Origin of the sequence: Flavobacterium johnsoniae (genome assembly GCF_001879205.1) — a bacterium.
In the GTDB taxonomy this organism is placed as follows: Bacteria; Bacteroidota; Bacteroidia; order Flavobacteriales; family Flavobacteriaceae; genus Flavobacterium; species Flavobacterium johnsoniae_A.
Genome location: NZ_MLFK01000009.1, coordinates 202,925 through 219,161, shown reverse-complemented (window position 1 = coordinate 219,161; position 16,237 = coordinate 202,925). Strand labels below are relative to the sequence as shown.

Annotated in this window: 20 protein-coding genes; 10 read left to right on the top strand and 10 right to left on the bottom strand. The window is 34.4% G+C overall.

Annotated features, from left to right (window positions below):
* Entirely contained in the window at positions 1–2,496 is a 2,496-nt protein-coding gene (locus BKM63_RS16785) for a cation-translocating P-type ATPase (protein WP_071637733.1), read from the bottom strand.
* 78 nt (positions 2,497–2,574) lie between these two features.
* A complete protein-coding gene (locus BKM63_RS16780; RefSeq protein ID WP_071637732.1) occupies positions 2,575–3,012 on the bottom strand; it encodes an OsmC family protein in 438 nt (145 codons plus the stop codon).
* Positions 3,013–3,314: 302 nt separating this feature from the next.
* On the opposite strand from BKM63_RS16780, the gene BKM63_RS16775 reads away from it, so the two are divergent.
* The 5 genes from BKM63_RS16775 (at position 3,315) to BKM63_RS16760 (ending at position 6,230) form a co-directional block, all read left to right on the top strand.
* Positions 3,315–3,845 carry a hypothetical protein gene (locus BKM63_RS16775; RefSeq protein ID WP_071637731.1) on the top strand — a complete coding sequence of 177 codons (531 nt, stop codon included), beginning with the start codon at positions 3,315–3,317 and terminating at the stop codon, positions 3,843–3,845.
* Between the two features lie 40 nt (positions 3,846–3,885).
* Positions 3,886–4,554, top strand: coding sequence for a BON domain-containing protein (locus BKM63_RS16770; protein WP_071638145.1), 669 nt, complete (start codon positions 3,886–3,888; stop codon positions 4,552–4,554).
* A gap of 130 nt (positions 4,555–4,684) precedes the next feature.
* The gene (locus tag BKM63_RS23670) at positions 4,685–4,849 is read left to right on the top strand and encodes a hypothetical protein (protein ID WP_165608783.1); all 165 of its coding nucleotides are present in this window, start codon (positions 4,685–4,687) and stop codon (positions 4,847–4,849) included.
* 52 nt (positions 4,850–4,901) lie between these two features.
* Positions 4,902–5,378: a hypothetical protein gene (locus BKM63_RS16765; RefSeq protein WP_071637730.1), complete on the top strand. Its 477-nt coding sequence runs from the start codon at positions 4,902–4,904 to the stop codon at positions 5,376–5,378.
* Between the two features lie 21 nt (positions 5,379–5,399).
* The gene (locus BKM63_RS16760) at positions 5,400–6,230 is read left to right on the top strand and encodes a universal stress protein (protein WP_071637729.1); all 831 of its coding nucleotides are present in this window, start codon (positions 5,400–5,402) and stop codon (positions 6,228–6,230) included.
* A gap of 62 nt (positions 6,231–6,292) precedes the next feature.
* On the opposite strand, the gene BKM63_RS16755 is transcribed toward BKM63_RS16760, so the two are convergent.
* Entirely contained in the window at positions 6,293–6,739 is a 447-nt protein-coding gene (locus BKM63_RS16755) for a hypothetical protein (protein ID WP_071637728.1), read from the bottom strand.
* Positions 6,740–6,894: 155 nt separating this feature from the next.
* Here BKM63_RS16755 and BKM63_RS16750 point away from each other — a divergent pair, with 155 nt between their 5' ends.
* Complete coding sequence (locus BKM63_RS16750; RefSeq protein ID WP_071637727.1) at positions 6,895–7,548, top strand: hypothetical protein; 654 nt, start codon at positions 6,895–6,897, stop codon at positions 7,546–7,548.
* Between the two features lie 59 nt (positions 7,549–7,607).
* On the opposite strand, the gene BKM63_RS16745 is transcribed toward BKM63_RS16750, so the two are convergent.
* From BKM63_RS16745 to BKM63_RS16735, 3 genes are read right to left on the bottom strand one after another with little or no spacing between them, the layout of a single operon-like run.
* The gene (locus BKM63_RS16745; RefSeq protein ID WP_071637726.1) at positions 7,608–8,318 is read right to left on the bottom strand and encodes a TIGR00730 family Rossman fold protein; all 711 of its coding nucleotides are present in this window, start codon (positions 8,316–8,318) and stop codon (positions 7,608–7,610) included.
* Between the two features lie 19 nt (positions 8,319–8,337).
* On the bottom strand, positions 8,338–9,009 hold the full coding sequence (locus BKM63_RS16740) for a BON domain-containing protein (RefSeq protein WP_071637725.1): 672 nt from the start codon (positions 9,007–9,009) through the stop codon (positions 8,338–8,340).
* 24 nt (positions 9,010–9,033) lie between these two features.
* Positions 9,034–9,693, bottom strand: coding sequence for a BON domain-containing protein (locus BKM63_RS16735; protein WP_071637724.1), 660 nt, complete (start codon positions 9,691–9,693; stop codon positions 9,034–9,036).
* 350 nt (positions 9,694–10,043) lie between these two features.
* Between BKM63_RS16735 and BKM63_RS16730 the strand changes: the two genes are divergently transcribed.
* The 4 genes from BKM63_RS16730 to BKM63_RS16715 are packed head-to-tail and all read left to right on the top strand — an operon-like array spanning position 10,044 to position 12,845.
* Positions 10,044–10,478 carry a thioredoxin family protein gene (locus BKM63_RS16730; protein ID WP_071637723.1) on the top strand — a complete coding sequence of 145 codons (435 nt, stop codon included), beginning with the start codon at positions 10,044–10,046 and terminating at the stop codon, positions 10,476–10,478.
* 40 nt (positions 10,479–10,518) lie between these two features.
* On the top strand, positions 10,519–11,412 hold the full coding sequence (locus BKM63_RS16725; RefSeq protein ID WP_071637722.1) for an FAD:protein FMN transferase: 894 nt from the start codon (positions 10,519–10,521) through the stop codon (positions 11,410–11,412).
* Positions 11,409–11,642 carry a DUF4266 domain-containing protein gene (locus BKM63_RS16720; RefSeq protein ID WP_071637721.1) on the top strand — a complete coding sequence of 78 codons (234 nt, stop codon included), beginning with the start codon at positions 11,409–11,411 and terminating at the stop codon, positions 11,640–11,642. Before BKM63_RS16725 ends, BKM63_RS16720 begins: the two co-directional genes overlap by 4 nt.
* An 18-nt stretch (positions 11,643–11,660) precedes the next feature.
* Positions 11,661–12,845 carry a DUF3570 domain-containing protein gene (locus BKM63_RS16715; RefSeq protein ID WP_071637720.1) on the top strand — a complete coding sequence of 395 codons (1,185 nt, stop codon included), beginning with the start codon at positions 11,661–11,663 and terminating at the stop codon, positions 12,843–12,845.
* 499 nt (positions 12,846–13,344) lie between these two features.
* Here BKM63_RS16715 and BKM63_RS16710 read toward each other — a convergent pair whose 3' ends face one another.
* Genes BKM63_RS16710 through BKM63_RS16695 form a run of 4 tightly spaced genes read right to left on the bottom strand, consistent with a single transcriptional unit; the run spans position 13,345 to position 16,109 of the window.
* The gene (locus BKM63_RS16710; RefSeq protein ID WP_071637719.1) at positions 13,345–13,563 is read right to left on the bottom strand and encodes a hypothetical protein; all 219 of its coding nucleotides are present in this window, start codon (positions 13,561–13,563) and stop codon (positions 13,345–13,347) included.
* 11 nt (positions 13,564–13,574) lie between these two features.
* Positions 13,575–14,486: a helix-turn-helix domain-containing protein gene (locus tag BKM63_RS16705; RefSeq protein WP_071637718.1), complete on the bottom strand. Its 912-nt coding sequence runs from the start codon at positions 14,484–14,486 to the stop codon at positions 13,575–13,577.
* A gap of 2 nt (positions 14,487–14,488) precedes the next feature.
* Positions 14,489–15,412, bottom strand: coding sequence for an NAD-dependent epimerase/dehydratase family protein (locus BKM63_RS16700; RefSeq protein WP_071637717.1), 924 nt, complete (start codon positions 15,410–15,412; stop codon positions 14,489–14,491).
* Between the two features lies 1 nt (position 15,413).
* On the bottom strand, positions 15,414–16,109 hold the full coding sequence (locus BKM63_RS16695; protein ID WP_071637716.1) for a type 1 glutamine amidotransferase domain-containing protein: 696 nt from the start codon (positions 16,107–16,109) through the stop codon (positions 15,414–15,416).
* Between the last annotated feature and the right edge of the window lie 128 nt (positions 16,110–16,237).

Below are 16,237 nucleotides of genomic sequence, written 5' to 3'. Positions count from 1 at the left end.
TCATTTATTTCTCCTAAGATATTTTATTCCCTCAAACCATAAAACAGATACTGAACCCACTAAAATGCATAACAGCAGCTGATAAAAAGTAATCAATTCAAAACTAAATAAAGAACGCAGAAAAGGCACGGCAAATAATACGATCGCTAAAAACACTGTAATACTTATTATCACAGCAACCAGTTTGTTTTTATACAGCAGGGTAACCCAGATTGAATAATAAAAAGATCGATTGACCAAAGTGAGAACGATGTTAGCGGTAATTAACGTGAGAAAAACCATGCTTCGGGTTGTTTGTTCATCTCCCTGATTATGAATGGACCATTGATAGATAAACAGCAGACCTAAAGTTATAGCTATACCTTGAAAAATGCTTACAACAAGTTCTTTTGCATTAAAAAATGTTGCTGTTAAAGACCTTGGCCCTCTCTGCATGGTATCTGCTTCTGCAGGTTCATTTTCATAAATTATAGAGCAGGTTGGCCCCATGATAAGTTCCAGCAGAATTACATGAAGCGGACTGAATATATTGGGATAAATCCATCCCAGCGCAAGCGGCAGAAATACAATCAGGATTATAGGAATATGTATGGAAATAATATACTGAATCGCCTTTTTTAGATTCGTATATATTTTTCTTCCCATAGAAACAGCATCAACCATTTTAGAAAGGTCATCTTCTGCAAGAATTAGCGAAGCGGCATCTTTTGCTATTGAAGTTCCCTTTTTCCCCATTGCAATACCTATATGTGACGCCTTGAGCGAAGGTCCGTCATTTACGCCGTCTCCTGTCATGGCAACAATCTGTCCGTTTGCTTTCAGAGCGTTTACGATTCGCAGTTTGGCATCTGGAAACATTCTGCTAAAGATGTTAATATGCATTACCTTACTTTGAAGTTCACCATCACTTAATTTCATAAGCTCATCCCCAGTAATAGTCTTATCCCCTCCTCTAAAACCGATTTGCTGTGCAATTGCATTAGTGGTTTTTGCATTGTCTCCTGTAATAATTTTTACTGCTATGCCAGCTGTATAAAATGATTGTAAGACCTCATTAATATTCTCTTTTGGAGGATCATAAAAAGCAATTAAACCTTTAAAATTAAATGGAATTTCCTGCTGTGTTTCCGGATAATTATTCCCCTGCCAATTTCCTACTGCAACGCCAAGCACTCTATAACCTTTCTCGGTTAGTTGATTCATCGCAGCCGTTATCCTTTCTTTTTCTTCAGCTGTAAGATGGCACACTTCTAATATGGCTTCTGGCGCTCCTTTTGTCGCAATAATTCGATTGCCAGATTCATCATCAAAAATATGGGTCATCATAGGCGGTTTACCTGATAAAGGATATTCATGAATCATTTTAAAACTGGCTCTCCTATCCTTGTCGGTAAATTTTTTATAACTGTTGTGAAGCGCTGTTTCCATAGGATCAAAAGCAATGGGTTCGCTTGCCCACATGGCAGTGGTAACCAGTTCTTCTGTTTCCTCTAATTGCGTAAAAGTATCAGCGTTAACTTCTGAACCTGATGGCAGATACAGCTTTGCAAGTTCCATTTTATTCTGCGTAATGGTACCGGTCTTATCCGTACATATCACTGTTGCACTGCCTAAGGTTTCGACTGTTTTCATTTGTTTGACAACAATACCCATTTTCATAAGTCTGCGGGCTCCTAATGCCATGAATGTTGTAAAAGCAACCGGAATTTCTTCTGGCAAGATACTCATAGCCAGAGTTAGTGCCATCAAAAGACTTTCTAAAACACTGCCTATTCTGGAATAATTAATACTCCATACCAAAATAAAAACTACTGCCCCGGCAAAAACCATTTTTTTTACAAAATTTCCAATCTGAAGCTCTAATGGTGTTTTTTCTTCAGCAATAGCTTCCAGACTACTTCCTATTTTACCCAGTCTTGTCTGGTTTCCTATTTCTGTTATTTTTACTATTGCAAGGCCACCAGCCACATTGGTTCCTGAAAAAACCTTATTATCTTCCTTTTGCTTATCCTTAAAAACAGCCATAGATTCACCTGTCAGTATCGACTCATTTACAGAAAAATCATTAGAACGCACAATAATTCCGTCAGCCGGCACCAAACCGCCTTCTTCGACAATTACAAAATCTCCCACCACAATATCCTGTGTTTTGATATTTTGCTGCTGCCCTTCTCTAATCACTTTACATAAAGGCTCTGTAAATTCCTGAAGCTTTGCCAGAGCATTCCGGCTTCTTTTTTCCTGATACAATGAAATGGCAACAATTAATAAAATTGAAGCTGAAAGAAATACAGCATCACTGTATTGTTTATTTATGAAATAAATTCCTGAAGCAACTAGTAATAAAAGAACCATTGGTTCTCCAAATATACTTTTAAAAAAAGCCAGGAACCTGTTATCTTTTTTGTAATTATAAGTATTGGTTCCAAATTTTTCTCTAAAATCTATTACTTCATTAAAACTTAGTCCTTTTAATTCCTTTTCATTTGTATTCATACTATCGTGAGATAAAATTAGGCTGGAATTCAGTATTATATATATTAAAGATCCGAATAAATTATCAGTAAAAATATATTAGGATATTATAACTGAAGGAAATACATGAAGTCTTACTTTTAGAGCCTTTAAAACTAAACTATGATCCCTGCAGATAGTCAATATTTTCAAAACTCTATTAATCTTATTCTTTTCTGTGATCACTACTACTGGTTTAATTACAATATCTGTTATCTCTGAAAATTCATCAGATATAAGTATAGAAGCCCGGGCTGTACTTGTATAGTTTTTAAATGTAAGACCTTTGTTTTTTGCTGCTCTAAAAAATCCTGTCATATACGAACTTGCTACAGAAGCAATAAATAAATGCTCTGCCGACCACGCAGCTCCATCTGATTTTTTAAAACAAGAAGAGGAAGACACTTCTATAGTATCATTAAAAATAACAGCACTTACTATTGCTTTTTGATTTTCCTGCCAATTCAAATCTACCTGAAATTCCTGCAAAGTCTCCATTTAACTTTTTTTTGCTGTTATATAAAGTTTTTCGGGAAATGTGTTCTATTACCGCCGATAACTAAATTAATCTATCAGCACAATATAAAAAATGATTTTGATCACATTCTCCAATGCCAGACATTAAATAATTTAAACGATAAATGGGTTTGTGAATGATTAAGATCATTTTAATTTTTAATGTTTTTATGCACTTTTACCAAACAAAATTAAACTATTCAAAAAAGTATTTTTAACAGTTTCGAAATTGCAAAACAGTTTTTACAATACTAGTTGCCATTACTAACTAAAAAAAAAGAACAATGAAAAATCAAAAACTTTTTATTGCGCATTATCAAACACAGCATCATGCGGAAGACGCCATAAAAACACTCAAAAAAAATGGTTATGACATTACTAAACTTTCTATTATAGGAATGGATTGTTACACGGAACAAAATGCTTTAGGTTATCATAATATTTATGACCGAATGGAAAAATGGAGTGTTACAGGATTATTTGCCATCTGTCTGTCGGGATTAATATTTGGCACTCTATTATTTTTTAATCTCATTGTTAGACTGCCTTATCTTAGGATCCCAATTATAGCGGCCTGTGTTATTATACTTATCCTCTCAATAATACCGCTGATGACATTAGCGATTTCAAAAAATACGTCAATAAAATATCATACTCAGATCAAAGCCAGAAAATTTATGCTTTGTGCAAATGAAACTGCCGCAGAGATAGACAAAATGCGCGTATTACTTCAAATTCATATTCCAAAAGAAAACTCTCCTGGTGAGAAAGAAAATCAAATTCTTTTAGAAAATGAAACACTGGAGTTTTATTAAATTGAAAATTATATTATCTAACGTTCTAATTAACAATACCATGAAAACAAATGAAGAACTACAAAGAGACGTGCAAAACGCTATCAAATGGGAGCCTCAGCTGCAGGCAGCCGCAATTGGCGTAACTGCCAGGGACGGGATTGTGACTCTTATGGGAACAGTCGATGCGTACTATAAAAAAATTGAAGCTGAAAACGCCGCCAAAAATGTCGATGGCGTAAAAGCTGTTGTAGAGGAAATTGAAATAAAATACTCCAACAGTACAAGAACAGATGAGGATATTGCCGTTGATGTCTTAAAAGCTTTAATGGACAACTGGAATGTTCCTCAGGAAAAAATTCAGGTTAAAGTGGAAAAAGGATGGGTTACTCTTGAGGGACATGTTACCTGGAACTATCAAAAAGAAGCCGCCGAAAAATCTATTGGCCATCTTTCAGGGGTTAGAGGTTTGACAAATCATATCAAGATAAAAGCCGAAATAAAAAACGAAATTGAGAAACACAATATAAAAAGAGCCTTGTCTAGTAACTGGACCTTACATTCTGAAAACATTCTCATTAAGGTAGAGGGCACAAAAGTCATCTTGACGGGTTCAGTATCTTCCATTTATCAAAAAGATCTGGCGGAAAAAATAGTTTGGAAAACGCCCGGCATATGGGCTGTGGATAATCAGCTGGCTGTAGAACATAAATATACTCCAGTACTGTAAAAAATTGAAAGAATCTCTGCTATCTATATCTTACTTTTTTATAGATTGAGAAGATACAGGTTCTCCCGAACAGACTACATTATTTCGATAATCGTACTACAAGCGAAAATTAACTTAAAAAATCAATATCATGGAACCAAGCTGGATTATACTAACGGTCAGCGGGGCTGTTGTACTCATTATGATGATTTATGTTTTCAGACTAAACAGCAAAGACAAAAAAGCTTTTGAGAAAGATCTAAACAGCTCTTCTGATCTTTTAGAGGAGCAGTCTGATGTAAATAATGTTCATTAATTTTTAAAGACAGTTTTGTGTTTTTACTTTATTTCTTTTACTATAACAGACAATGAAAACTTTGCTTTATACCGTATTTCTATTTACATCGGTTTTACTGCTTATGAATCGCTATACAGATTTATATATTAATAATTCTATTATACATTTTGTAATATTATTAACCGCCGCAATTTCATTTATTTTTATAGCAGGTCAGCTTTTTGGAAAATTAAAAACTATAAAGTCAAGAGTATTGACAATCTTACTTGTTGGATGTCTGTGTTACATACAATCTTTTTTAACTTGGGCAGGCGACTGGAAAACGCAGACCGTTCTTTACCAAAATAAGGACAACTATCACAAAACTATAGAATTTCAAATGCGGGGCGATCGTTTTTCTTTTGGATACAAAAAACGAGTCATAAACCGCTTAAAATTATTTCCCGGATTAGACTGGACTACTGACATTGATACAGCTAAAATTAACAGCAGACAATGGAAGAAAGTAAATTTATATATAAATGAAATGAATTTTGATTCCAACTAACAGCATAAATACTTATAACAAATGAAAAAAATACTTGTTACAACCGACTTATCCTATAATTCCAAACCTGCGGTGCGCTTTGCCATACAGCTGGCTTCCCAAACAGGATACGAACTTGCATTTCTTTATGTAAATACATCGTTTATTCTGGATCCTTTTTCAGCCGTTACCTTTGCAGATCTTCCCGAAACGGATACTAAAATACTGGAAACAGGTCTGATTAAATTTATACACACCCTTTACAGACAAACTGGTAAACAGCCCGGTAAAGTAAGTTACACAGCAGAGAGTAAGCTGAATGTTAATGAGGCTATTATTGATTGTGCTGTGAAGATTAAGGCTGATTATATCTGCATGAGTACACGAGGGGGCGGTTTGGTGCATAAATTATTAGGCAGTCATACTAACGAAATATTGCATGTTTCGCCTGTTCCGGTTTTGGTTGTCCCTAAATATTACAGAATGAAATCTTTAACTTCTGTCCTTTATCCATCTGATATTGAAAACATCAATACAGAACTGCCTTTGATTAAAAAATTCGCAGCATCATTTAATGCATCAATTGCGATTTATCATTATGACTATTTTACCAACCAGGATGAGATCAATAAAAAGTTTAAACTAATTACTCATAAATTCAAATCAGAGAAAGTCTCTTTCTACTTTAAAAAATTAAAGCCCGAAATTTCTTTACTGCGTCACCTTCAAATTGACATCATGAAAACCAAACCGTCTATGATAACCATGTTTGCCAAAGAAGACCGAAGCTGGTTTGAACAGCTTTTTCAATCTATTAAAACTTCTGAAAAGGGCTTTGACACCAAAACCCCTATGCTGGTGTTTAGAAAATAAAAGGAAGATCAAAAACAATTTGATATCTGATCTTCTTGCAGCTGTTTAACCAGATAACCGATTCACGGCATAGTAAACTCTTGAAATTCACATAAAGAAGCTTCAAGTTTAAGTTTTTCCTGGAGATAATCTAATTGCAGTGAATCTAACGTATGTACAACTGAGGAATTAAAACTGTCAGTGCTAATTTCATACTCCTTAATATAATTAACCCTTCTTTTTAATTCTTCAAGGTGGTATTTCGCTTCATGCAGCCTCTTTTCTCTGCTCTTATTCTTTCCTTGTATCTCCATACCTTTCTCTTGATGGATGATAATCAATTCAGCTGATGTAATTATACTATCTGATTCTCTATTAAATGAAAACCATTTTTTGAGAGTCTGCTGCTCTATGTTTTTTGTTTTCATTAATGAATCTGTATTAAGCACTTCCTCACTTAGCGAGTTTTTATTCTGGCAGGAATATAACAGTAAAGTTATAGCACCCAAGATGTTAAATTTTGCATTCATTCTTTTTGCTGTTTAAAAATTATATAATATTCATTGAAGCAGTATCCTACCGTTTAAAATTTATATTCTCAAATGGTGATTGTGGTCATATTTTGATCGAGCTGTAAATCGTAATTTTAGCTTATTGAAAACTAATTCTAATTCTAAAAAACGATATGAAACCACTTGTATACAGTCTTTTAATATTCTCGGTCTTTTTTGTTCAATGTTCCAGTTCAAATATTACCAGCAGTTGGCACTCCACACAAGCATCTAGTCTGCAGCATGGCCGCATTATAGTAGTTGGCTTAATACCAGAATCTGATAAAAGATTGCAGCAGAAAATGGAGAATCATCTGGCTGACGAATTGTGTAATCTTGGCTACGATGCTGCTGCCTCCACCGATATTTATAATTTTGAAACATATGAGGGCCAGGATCAAAAAGAGATAATAAAAGAGTTAAAGCAAAATGGAATTATTGCTGTTTTAACCATTGTACTGCTTGACAAACAAAAAGAAACCTATCATGCCCCTAAAAGCATGTTTGACGCTGCAGAAACCGATACTAATAATTTTGATGTTTATTATAATGCCATATATAGCAAAATAAATGAACACGGATATTATGTAAATAACACTTATTATTTTTGGGAAAGCAGTCTGTTTGTAATGCCAAATCAAGAATTAGTATATTCAGCCAAGACCCAGTCTTTTAATCCTTTTAGTGCTCCTGCTCTTGCACATGAATATGGCAGATTAATAATAAATGATATGCTGGAACATAATGTAATTATCGATGTTTATAAGCAAAAGAACAAAAAAATGTAGTCGTTACAAATCTGCTAGCAGTATAGAATTTGATTTAAACTGTTTAAAAGATATAAAATTTAAATTTGAAATTTTGGTTTCAGGCCGTAATGTTTAATACTATGCTCCATGATATAAAGCCTAGCTTCTTCAATATCGTCCGTTACTAAGAATAATTTTGAATCTAGTTCGTTTATAGTTCCCTGCTGTTTCATAAGGTTAATATGTTCAATTAGATTTTTATGATATGCTGCATTGAATATAATAATAGGAAAGTTTTTAATCTTTCCGGTCTGTATCAGCGTAAGCGCTTCAAAATATTCATCGAGCGTTCCAAAACCACCTGGCATCACTACAAAGGCAAAGGAATATTTTACTAAAAGTATCTTACGAATGAAAAAATGTTTTGCCACAACCCACTTGTCGAGGTAGGAATTTGGCATCTGATCAATAGGAAGTTTTATATTGCAGCCCACTGATTTTCCTCCAACCTGTTTTGCTCCCAGGTTTGCAGCTTCCATAAGACCCGGCCCGCCTCCTGTCATTATAGTAAAACCAAGTTTAGCAAACTCACCCGCAGCTTTTCTTGTAAATTCATAATAAGGATGATCTTCTTTAAAACGAGCAGATCCAAAAAAAGTAATACAAGGACCAATAGTGTACAATTTTCTGAAGCATCTTATCAGTTCCCACAAAATAACTAATATAAACCTCAGTTCGGTCAACCTAGACTGCGGGCCTTCTAAAAACTGAATTTCTGATGAATAGCTGCTAGGTTTTACATTTTTCATGGCTTAGATTTTAAATTTCTTAACATAGATACGGCTGTTCCAGATTCACTTTTAAATGATTTATCACTTTGATTACTCCCGGGGTTTTGTACGCAATTTTTTCAGCTTCTTCTTTTTGAAAAATAGAGCCCACAATTCCAGATAATTGAACCGTCGCTCCTGCAACCTCAATATTTATTTCATCCAGATCTAGAGCCCAATGTCTTTGAAGTGCTTTCTCAAGCAGCTCTTTTTCTACAGGATGAAATGTTTCTCGCCTAAGTTTAATATTATTCGTTACTCCTGCTATTCCTTTTTGATTTTCGACAAGTTCCGCAGCAATATCTCTTTGAAAATTCCAAGGTAAAATTCCATCAAGAGTAACCCAGCCGCTTTCTACCGTAATGCAGACAGCTTTTTTGGGTATAATATGATTTTCATTAAAAGTACTAACAACCTGTTCAGCAATCTTTTGATCTGAAATCACAGCAGACTTTTCAATAAAAACCTTGATTTCATCTACAATTGCAGCGATGCCTTTAATTTTCTTGGCAGCATGCAGGGCCTCTTTTTTCTTCACAAGTGAATCAACATCTCCTGTAAGAGTTACTATTGCTTCTTTTACTATCACGCCAATTTCTGCTGGATGCAGCAACGGTTCTGATTTAATTGCTTCCTGCACCTCCCTTTGTAAAACTTCATTACTTTTCATATCTGATGTATTAGTTTCTGCATATTAATTAAACTCTACCACAATCTCATTATCTACATACCATACACCAGGCGTATTCCATGCAATTCTTTCTGCTTCATCCTTTTGAAAAAGAGAATCAACAATACCGCTGAGGTATATTGTTTTGCCTTCGACCCTCACTTTAATGTTATCAAAATCAAGAATCCAGCTGAGGCGGAGAGCTTTCTCTACTATCTCTTTTGTCAGGTCGTCTTTTATTTCAGCTTCTATTTTTATATTGTCAATCACTCCTCTTACTCCTGCCAGATATCGAATAGCATTATCAGCTGCTTTTCTTTGAAAATTCCAATGTAAAATTCCCTCTAGTGTTACCCATCCATTCTCGACGGTAACTTGTATTCGATGATCAGGAACGGCCCAGTTTTCATGCAGTGCCTTACTAACAGCGGCAGTAATTTCGGTATCGCTTTTAATAGCTGAAAAAAATAAATCAACTTTAATATCGTCTACAACTCCCGTCACACCTGCAATACTTTTAACTGCCTGCTCCGCCTCTTTTTTTTGAGTGTAGTTATCTACTGTTCCACCAAGAGTAACAATACCATCTTGAACAGTAACATCAATTTCATTTGAGCGCAGCAGGGGCTCCCATTTGATGGCCTCTACTACTTCTTTACGTAAAACATCATTATTTTTTTTCATGGCAAAAATTTTTAAATTTTACTGAAACTAAATTCCAAGTCACTTTAAGACCCGGATCTTTAAGCAAATTTGAAATAATAAAGCAGAATTAAAAATGATGCTGATCAATTTGAAAAGTGATTAAAAACATTTTGAAATTAAATACCAGTACGTACTTTTAAATTTAACTTGAAGAATCAATTTGACTATTGTCAATACAAGAAACAATAGCATATTTTTGAATTTCAAGTAATTTAATCCAAAAAAAAGAACAATATAACTTCAAAATATTAATCAAATCTTAAGCGATAAAAAAAAATAAGACATGTAACAATTCGTTATTTCGTATATACCTAAAAACAACCAGTAAAATGAAACTCATTACATTGTTTCTATTATTAACCGTGCTTCCTATAAATTGGGAACCTGACTTTAATAATGCAAAAAAAATTGCAAAGGAAAAGCATGAATTAATCCTATTGAATTTCTCTGGTTCAGACTGGTGCGGCCCCTGTATTCTAACACGAAAAGAATATTTTGAAAGTCAGGTGTTCACAGAGATGGCAAATGAAAATTTAGTTTTGGTGAATGCTGATTTTCCAAGAAAAAAGAAAAATATTGGAACTCCTGAACAGATAAAACGAAACGAAGATTTAGCCGAAATATATAATAAAGAAGGTAGTTTTCCTTTAACGCTTCTTCTGGATGCTGATGGCAAAGTAATCCAAACCTGGCATGGAAAACCTGAAACCTCACCTGAAGAATGGACTGCCGAAATAAAAGCGATCTGTGAAAGCCGAAAATAACATATCAAAAAAGCAAAAATATTCGCAGTCTCTAAAACTCATGGGAAACAACTTTACCATTACAGTTGTAGCTGAAAATGAGAAAAAAGCAAATGAGAATATTAATCTCGCTATTGAAGAAATCAGGCGGATCGAAAAACTTTTGACTACTTATAAGGCAGATAGTCAGACGAACCTAATTAATGAAAATGCAGGAGTTAAACCCGTAGAAGTAGATTTGGAAGTTTTTAATCTTATCGAACGGTCTATTGGAATTTCAAAAATTACACAAGGTGCATTTGATATTTCTTATGGAAGTATAGACAAAAGTCTTTGGAATTTTGACAAAACAATGACCAAGCTGCCAGACGCCGAAACGGCCTTAAAAATGGTGCACCTTATTGATTACAGAAATATCATTCTGGACAAAGAAAACACAACTGTATTTCTAAAAGAAAAAGGAATGCGGATTGGTTTTGGAGGAATCGGAAAAGGTTATGCGGCTGAAATGGCAAAACAAGTCCTAATCAGAAACAATGTTCAAAGCGGCATTATAAATGCGAGTGGGGATCTATCTGCATGGGGACTGCAGCCTGATGGAAAAAAATGGACCATTGGTGTCGCAAATCCTGACGCTCCAAATGGTGCTTTTTCATATATGGAAATATCCAATAAAGCGGTAGCAACCTCTGGCAACTATGAAAAGTTCGTAACCATTAATGGCAAAAAATATTCGCATACCATTGACCCAAAAACAGGACTGCCAATAACCGGAATAAAAAGTGTGACCATTATTGCCTCAAACGCAGAATTTGCAGATGCAATGGCAACTCCTATAGCGGTTATGGGAATTAAGGCAGGCTTGTTTTTAATAGATCAGATACCTGATCTATATTGCATAATAATAGACGATAACAACAAAATTTACACTTCAAAAAACATCAACCTGAAATGAAAAAGCCAAAACAAAAAGCGCTCGTATTATGCGGCAGCATTGCTTTTACAGGCATTCTGCTCACCTCCTGCACATCAGTAAAAGAATACCAGAAGGGAAAAATCAACGATTCTGAAATGGTGCTTTCCAACAGGAAAATCGAAAAAACAGAACTCAGTTTTCAATCCTACCGCGAAGGAGCTTCCGGAGCTAATTCAGGAAAAAGCGGCGGCGGCTGCGGGTGTAACTAATTTTCATACGATAAAAAAATGAAAAGGATATTCATAACAGGGTTTGCTTTATTGGCATTATTTCAGGTAAGAGCGCAAAATGTTCCTACTGATTCAACCAGTTACAAAAGCAAAAAATTAAAATTGGAAGAAGTAAATCTGGTTTCGAGTTATTATAAACAAGACGGAAATAATTCTGCCGTTACTGGCGGCATTGGTTCTGAACATCTTACTGATATTGCCAATACCATTGATGTTAAATTAGTAAAATACGGAGAAACAGGAATTAAGCATACTTTTGATATTGAAGCTGGTATTGATCATTATACTTCAGCATCATCAGATATGATTGATTTGAGTGCCAATTCATCTGCATCTTCTTCAGACAACCGCTTCTATCCGTCTTTAACTTATTGGAGAGAGAATGAAGAAAAAGGAAGAACATTGGGGATCGGAGTTTCATCATCAACCGAGTTTGATTATCAGTCTTTCGGAGGAAACATCAGCTTCTCACAAAAATCAAAAGACAGAAACGGAGAGTTTACAGCTAAGTTTCAAACCTTTATAGATCAGTTAAAATTAATTGAACCAGTCGAACTCCGTCCTCCAGGCCAGGAAGGCTATGGCAGCGCCAACCGTAATACTTTTGCAGGAACCTTAAGCTATTCTCAGGTAGTAAACAAAAACCTTCAGGTAATACTTGTAGGCGATGTAATCAGCCAAAACGGATATTTAAGCCTTCCTTTTCACAGGGTTTATTTCGCAGATGGTTCGGTGCATCAGGAAAAAATGCCGAATACCAGATTAAAAATTCCACTGGGAATCAGAGCCAGTTATTTCTTAGCAGACAATATAATTATTCGTGCTTATTACAGATATTACACTGATGACTGGAGCTTAAAAGCGCATACTGCCGATCTTGAAATTCCTGTGAAATTAACCCAGGCGTTTTCACTGAGTCCGTTTTACAGATTTTATACCCAGACAGGAACGAAGTATTTTAAACCATACGGAGAACATACTGCAGCTGATGAATACTATACCAGCAATTATGATTTATCGAAGTTTGACAGCAGTTTCTTTGGAATGGGAATAAAATTTACACCTCTAAACGGAATCTTTGGTCTTAAACACTGGAATACTTTGGAGATACGTTATGGTCATTATACCAGAACTACAAATATGACTTCGGATATTATCAGCATTAACATCAAATACAAATAGTTAAAACTTAATTCAAAATTACATTCATTAAAAAACCACCAAAGTTATTTGACGATGGTGGTTTATAATTTTAGCTAATCAAATCTTTCCCCAACAGGGCATCCAAACCAAAGTACTAAAGCCAATGAAAGCCAGACACTGCCTATAGTAAGCCAACCTCTTCAAATCATCGATAAAAAATTTTGAAATTTGACCTTTCAATCACTTAAGGAGACAACTATAATATAGTTGTCTCTTTTTTTATACACAAATTTGTAGGTTTTTCAGGCCTTTGCAACCTAATATTTTGTGGTTCGATTTTTTCACGAGAAATCCTTAGTCTGTTCAGAATAAACAGTCTTAAAGTGGCTTTATCTGAGATTTAATCGGAGCTGAACGATGGTTCGAAGTCCCGTCAAGGATATAGCGTTTTGTATTTATCTTAATAACAAAATCTTAGTGCAGAAGTTCTTCTAATTTAGTTTTTAAAATATCGTCATTTTGTGGCCGAAATATGACGCTAACATATTATAGTTTCATCGAAAATAATAAATGACTGAGTACCCTGCAATTGATTGAGCGTAAATGTTTCGGGTATTACAAGGGTTTGAGAGCAATACTCTCTTATTTTCGATATTATAATCTCTTTTTCTTTTTCAGAATAATTTGTAAAATTAGGAATGGCATCACAAAATAATTGCATCTTATTTGAATCAAGCAATTCTTCACTGGGCGTCATTCTTAAATTTTTTAATTAAAAGATTGCCTAAATTCTAATGGAGAAACGGTCACTTGGTTTTTAAATAAACGATGAAACGATTGCGGATATTCAAAACCCAATCGGTAAGCAATCTCAGATACGGACAGTGAAGTCGTAGATAAAAGTTCTTTTGCTTTTTCTATTATTCTATTTTGGATATGCTGTTGAGTTGTCTGCCCGGTCTGTATACGTAACATATCAGAGAGATAATTAGGACTTAAATGAAACTCTTTAGCTATATTCGCAACTGTCGGAATTCCATTTGCTGTTAAATTATCATTTTTGAATGAATCATCTAACAGGGCTTCCAATTTAATAAGCAGATCATAATTTGCTTTCTTCCTGGTCAAAAATTGACGGCTGTAATAACGGTCGCAGTATTTCAAAAGCAATTCAATATTGCTTATCAATAAATCCTGGGTAAAAGCATCCATGTTATTGTGGATTTCTTTACCGATATTTTCTATTATCTGTATGATAGCTCCTTCTTCTTTTTCAGAAAGATTTAGTGCTTCGTTGACAGTATAAGAGAAATATCCGTATTCTTTGATTTTTACAGCCAAAGGATAATGGTATAAAAAATCAGGATGTACGGCCAACACAAATCCTTTTACACCATTTAGCAGAATATCTTCAAATTGTAATACCTGATTCGGAGCGGTAAAATACATGATTCCCTCATCAAAATCGTAATACTGCTGACCATACTTGAACTTCCCTCCTGCACAATCTTTCTTCAAGGCAATAATATAAAAGTCAGAAGTAAAAGCGCTTAAAATGGTCTCAGATTCCAATTTTACATCATCAAAACCAAATAAGCTAACTAGCGGATTTAAAGGCTTCTTTAATCCTAAAAATTGATGGAGCGCATTAATGGATGGTATTTTTACAGGGGTGCTCATTATTACAGTTCGTTCTTAATCTGTTTTATTCCCTCTTTATAGCTTGTTACAGTGAAATCTGGAAAGCGCTTTCTAAATTTTGAATCATCAAAAATATTGGCGTGTTCGTATCTTGGAAGCAGTTCTTGCAGTTCTTTTAATCTTTTATTGAAAAGCGCTCCGATTGCAAATACAAACTTTGGAATAACTTTATATTTTAATTCCCTTCCATAAATTTTAGAAGCTAATACTATGAATTCTTTATAATTAAGATGGCTTTCATCAACAGGCAAATGCCATGTTTGTCCAAAGGCATCCGGCGTATTCCCTATTAATGCCGTGGCACGACTTGCATCTGGCGTCCAAATCAGACTTCGCTTTTTAGTGTCGCTCAAAGGTACTTTTAGTTTTTTATTTTCCTTAATTGCATTAAAAATCAAAGTATTAGTAATACTCTGCGTTTTGGCGGGTCCATAAAATTCAGGTGCACGACAAATTACCGCTTCTAACTGACCTGATTTTATTTCACTTAGAACCATTTCGGCCATTTCTTTCCTGATTTTTCCTTTTCTTCCCACAGGTTCAAAGGCAGTTTCTTCAGTAAGCACTCTACCATCTTGGGGATACATATAGGTATTATCAAAAAATACCAGTTTCGTTTTATTGATTTTACAAGCTTCAATAACATTTCCTAAGATCAGTACAAATTGTTTTTCCCATAAGTCAGTATCCATCGGAAGTCCTAAAGTAAAATATGCGATTTCACTTCCTTTCACGGCTTCTATTGCTTTTTCTTTATTGGTTAAATCTGCCGAAAAAACAGTATCAGTATCATTTATTTTTTGTGCTTTTCGGCTTACAAGTCTTATATTCGAAGTAAAATTTCTTTTTAATTCTCTTGCCAGTTCCTCACCAATCTGTCCGTTTGCTCCTAATATTGTCTGCATATTACTTCATTTTTTTTAATTGTTTCATTACCACTTCTGCCATTTTTTTTGAACTGAATGGATTCTGCCCCGTAATTAAATTTCCATCTGTAACCACATAAGAAGTCATGGGAATAAAAGCCTTTTTATAAGCCGATCCTCTTTGCTTTAAGGCAGCCTCTAAATTAAAAGGCACAACTTTTTTTCTGCTGGCAAGACTTTCTTCAAACCAATTGAAACCGGTAATCGTCTTATTTTTTATCAAATATTCGCCATTCGATAATTTCACATTTAACAATCCGCCAACTCCGTGACAGATGCCTGCAATCATTTTTCCGCTTTCATACTGATTAGCAATACTATTTTGTAATGTTTTATTATCTATAAAATCAAACATCGTTCCATGTCCACCAGCCAAATAAATCAAATCAAACTTTTCATTAGAAACGTCATCCAGACTTTTACTATTTTTTAATAATTCACGAAAAGAAGATTTGCTCCAATATTTCTTTGAAATTTTATCAAGCATAAAAAATTTTAAACTTTCAGGATCGATAGGTACATCGCCACCATTTGGACTGGCAATCGTTACTTTATACCCTTCTTTTAGAGCCATATCATACATATGGGTAAGTTCACTTAACCATAAACCTGTTTTAACATCGCTTTTTGCGTACGTACCAATATTAGTCACAACAATTAAAATATTTAAAATCATAATGTTTATTTTAATATTGCAAATTTCGATTTAGTTTATCTGATAGTAGTATCTAAACTACGGAAAATTGTAACCATATCTCTAAAGTTATTCTATTTTAAATAAAGAGCTTTTTTTTAATTTAAAGC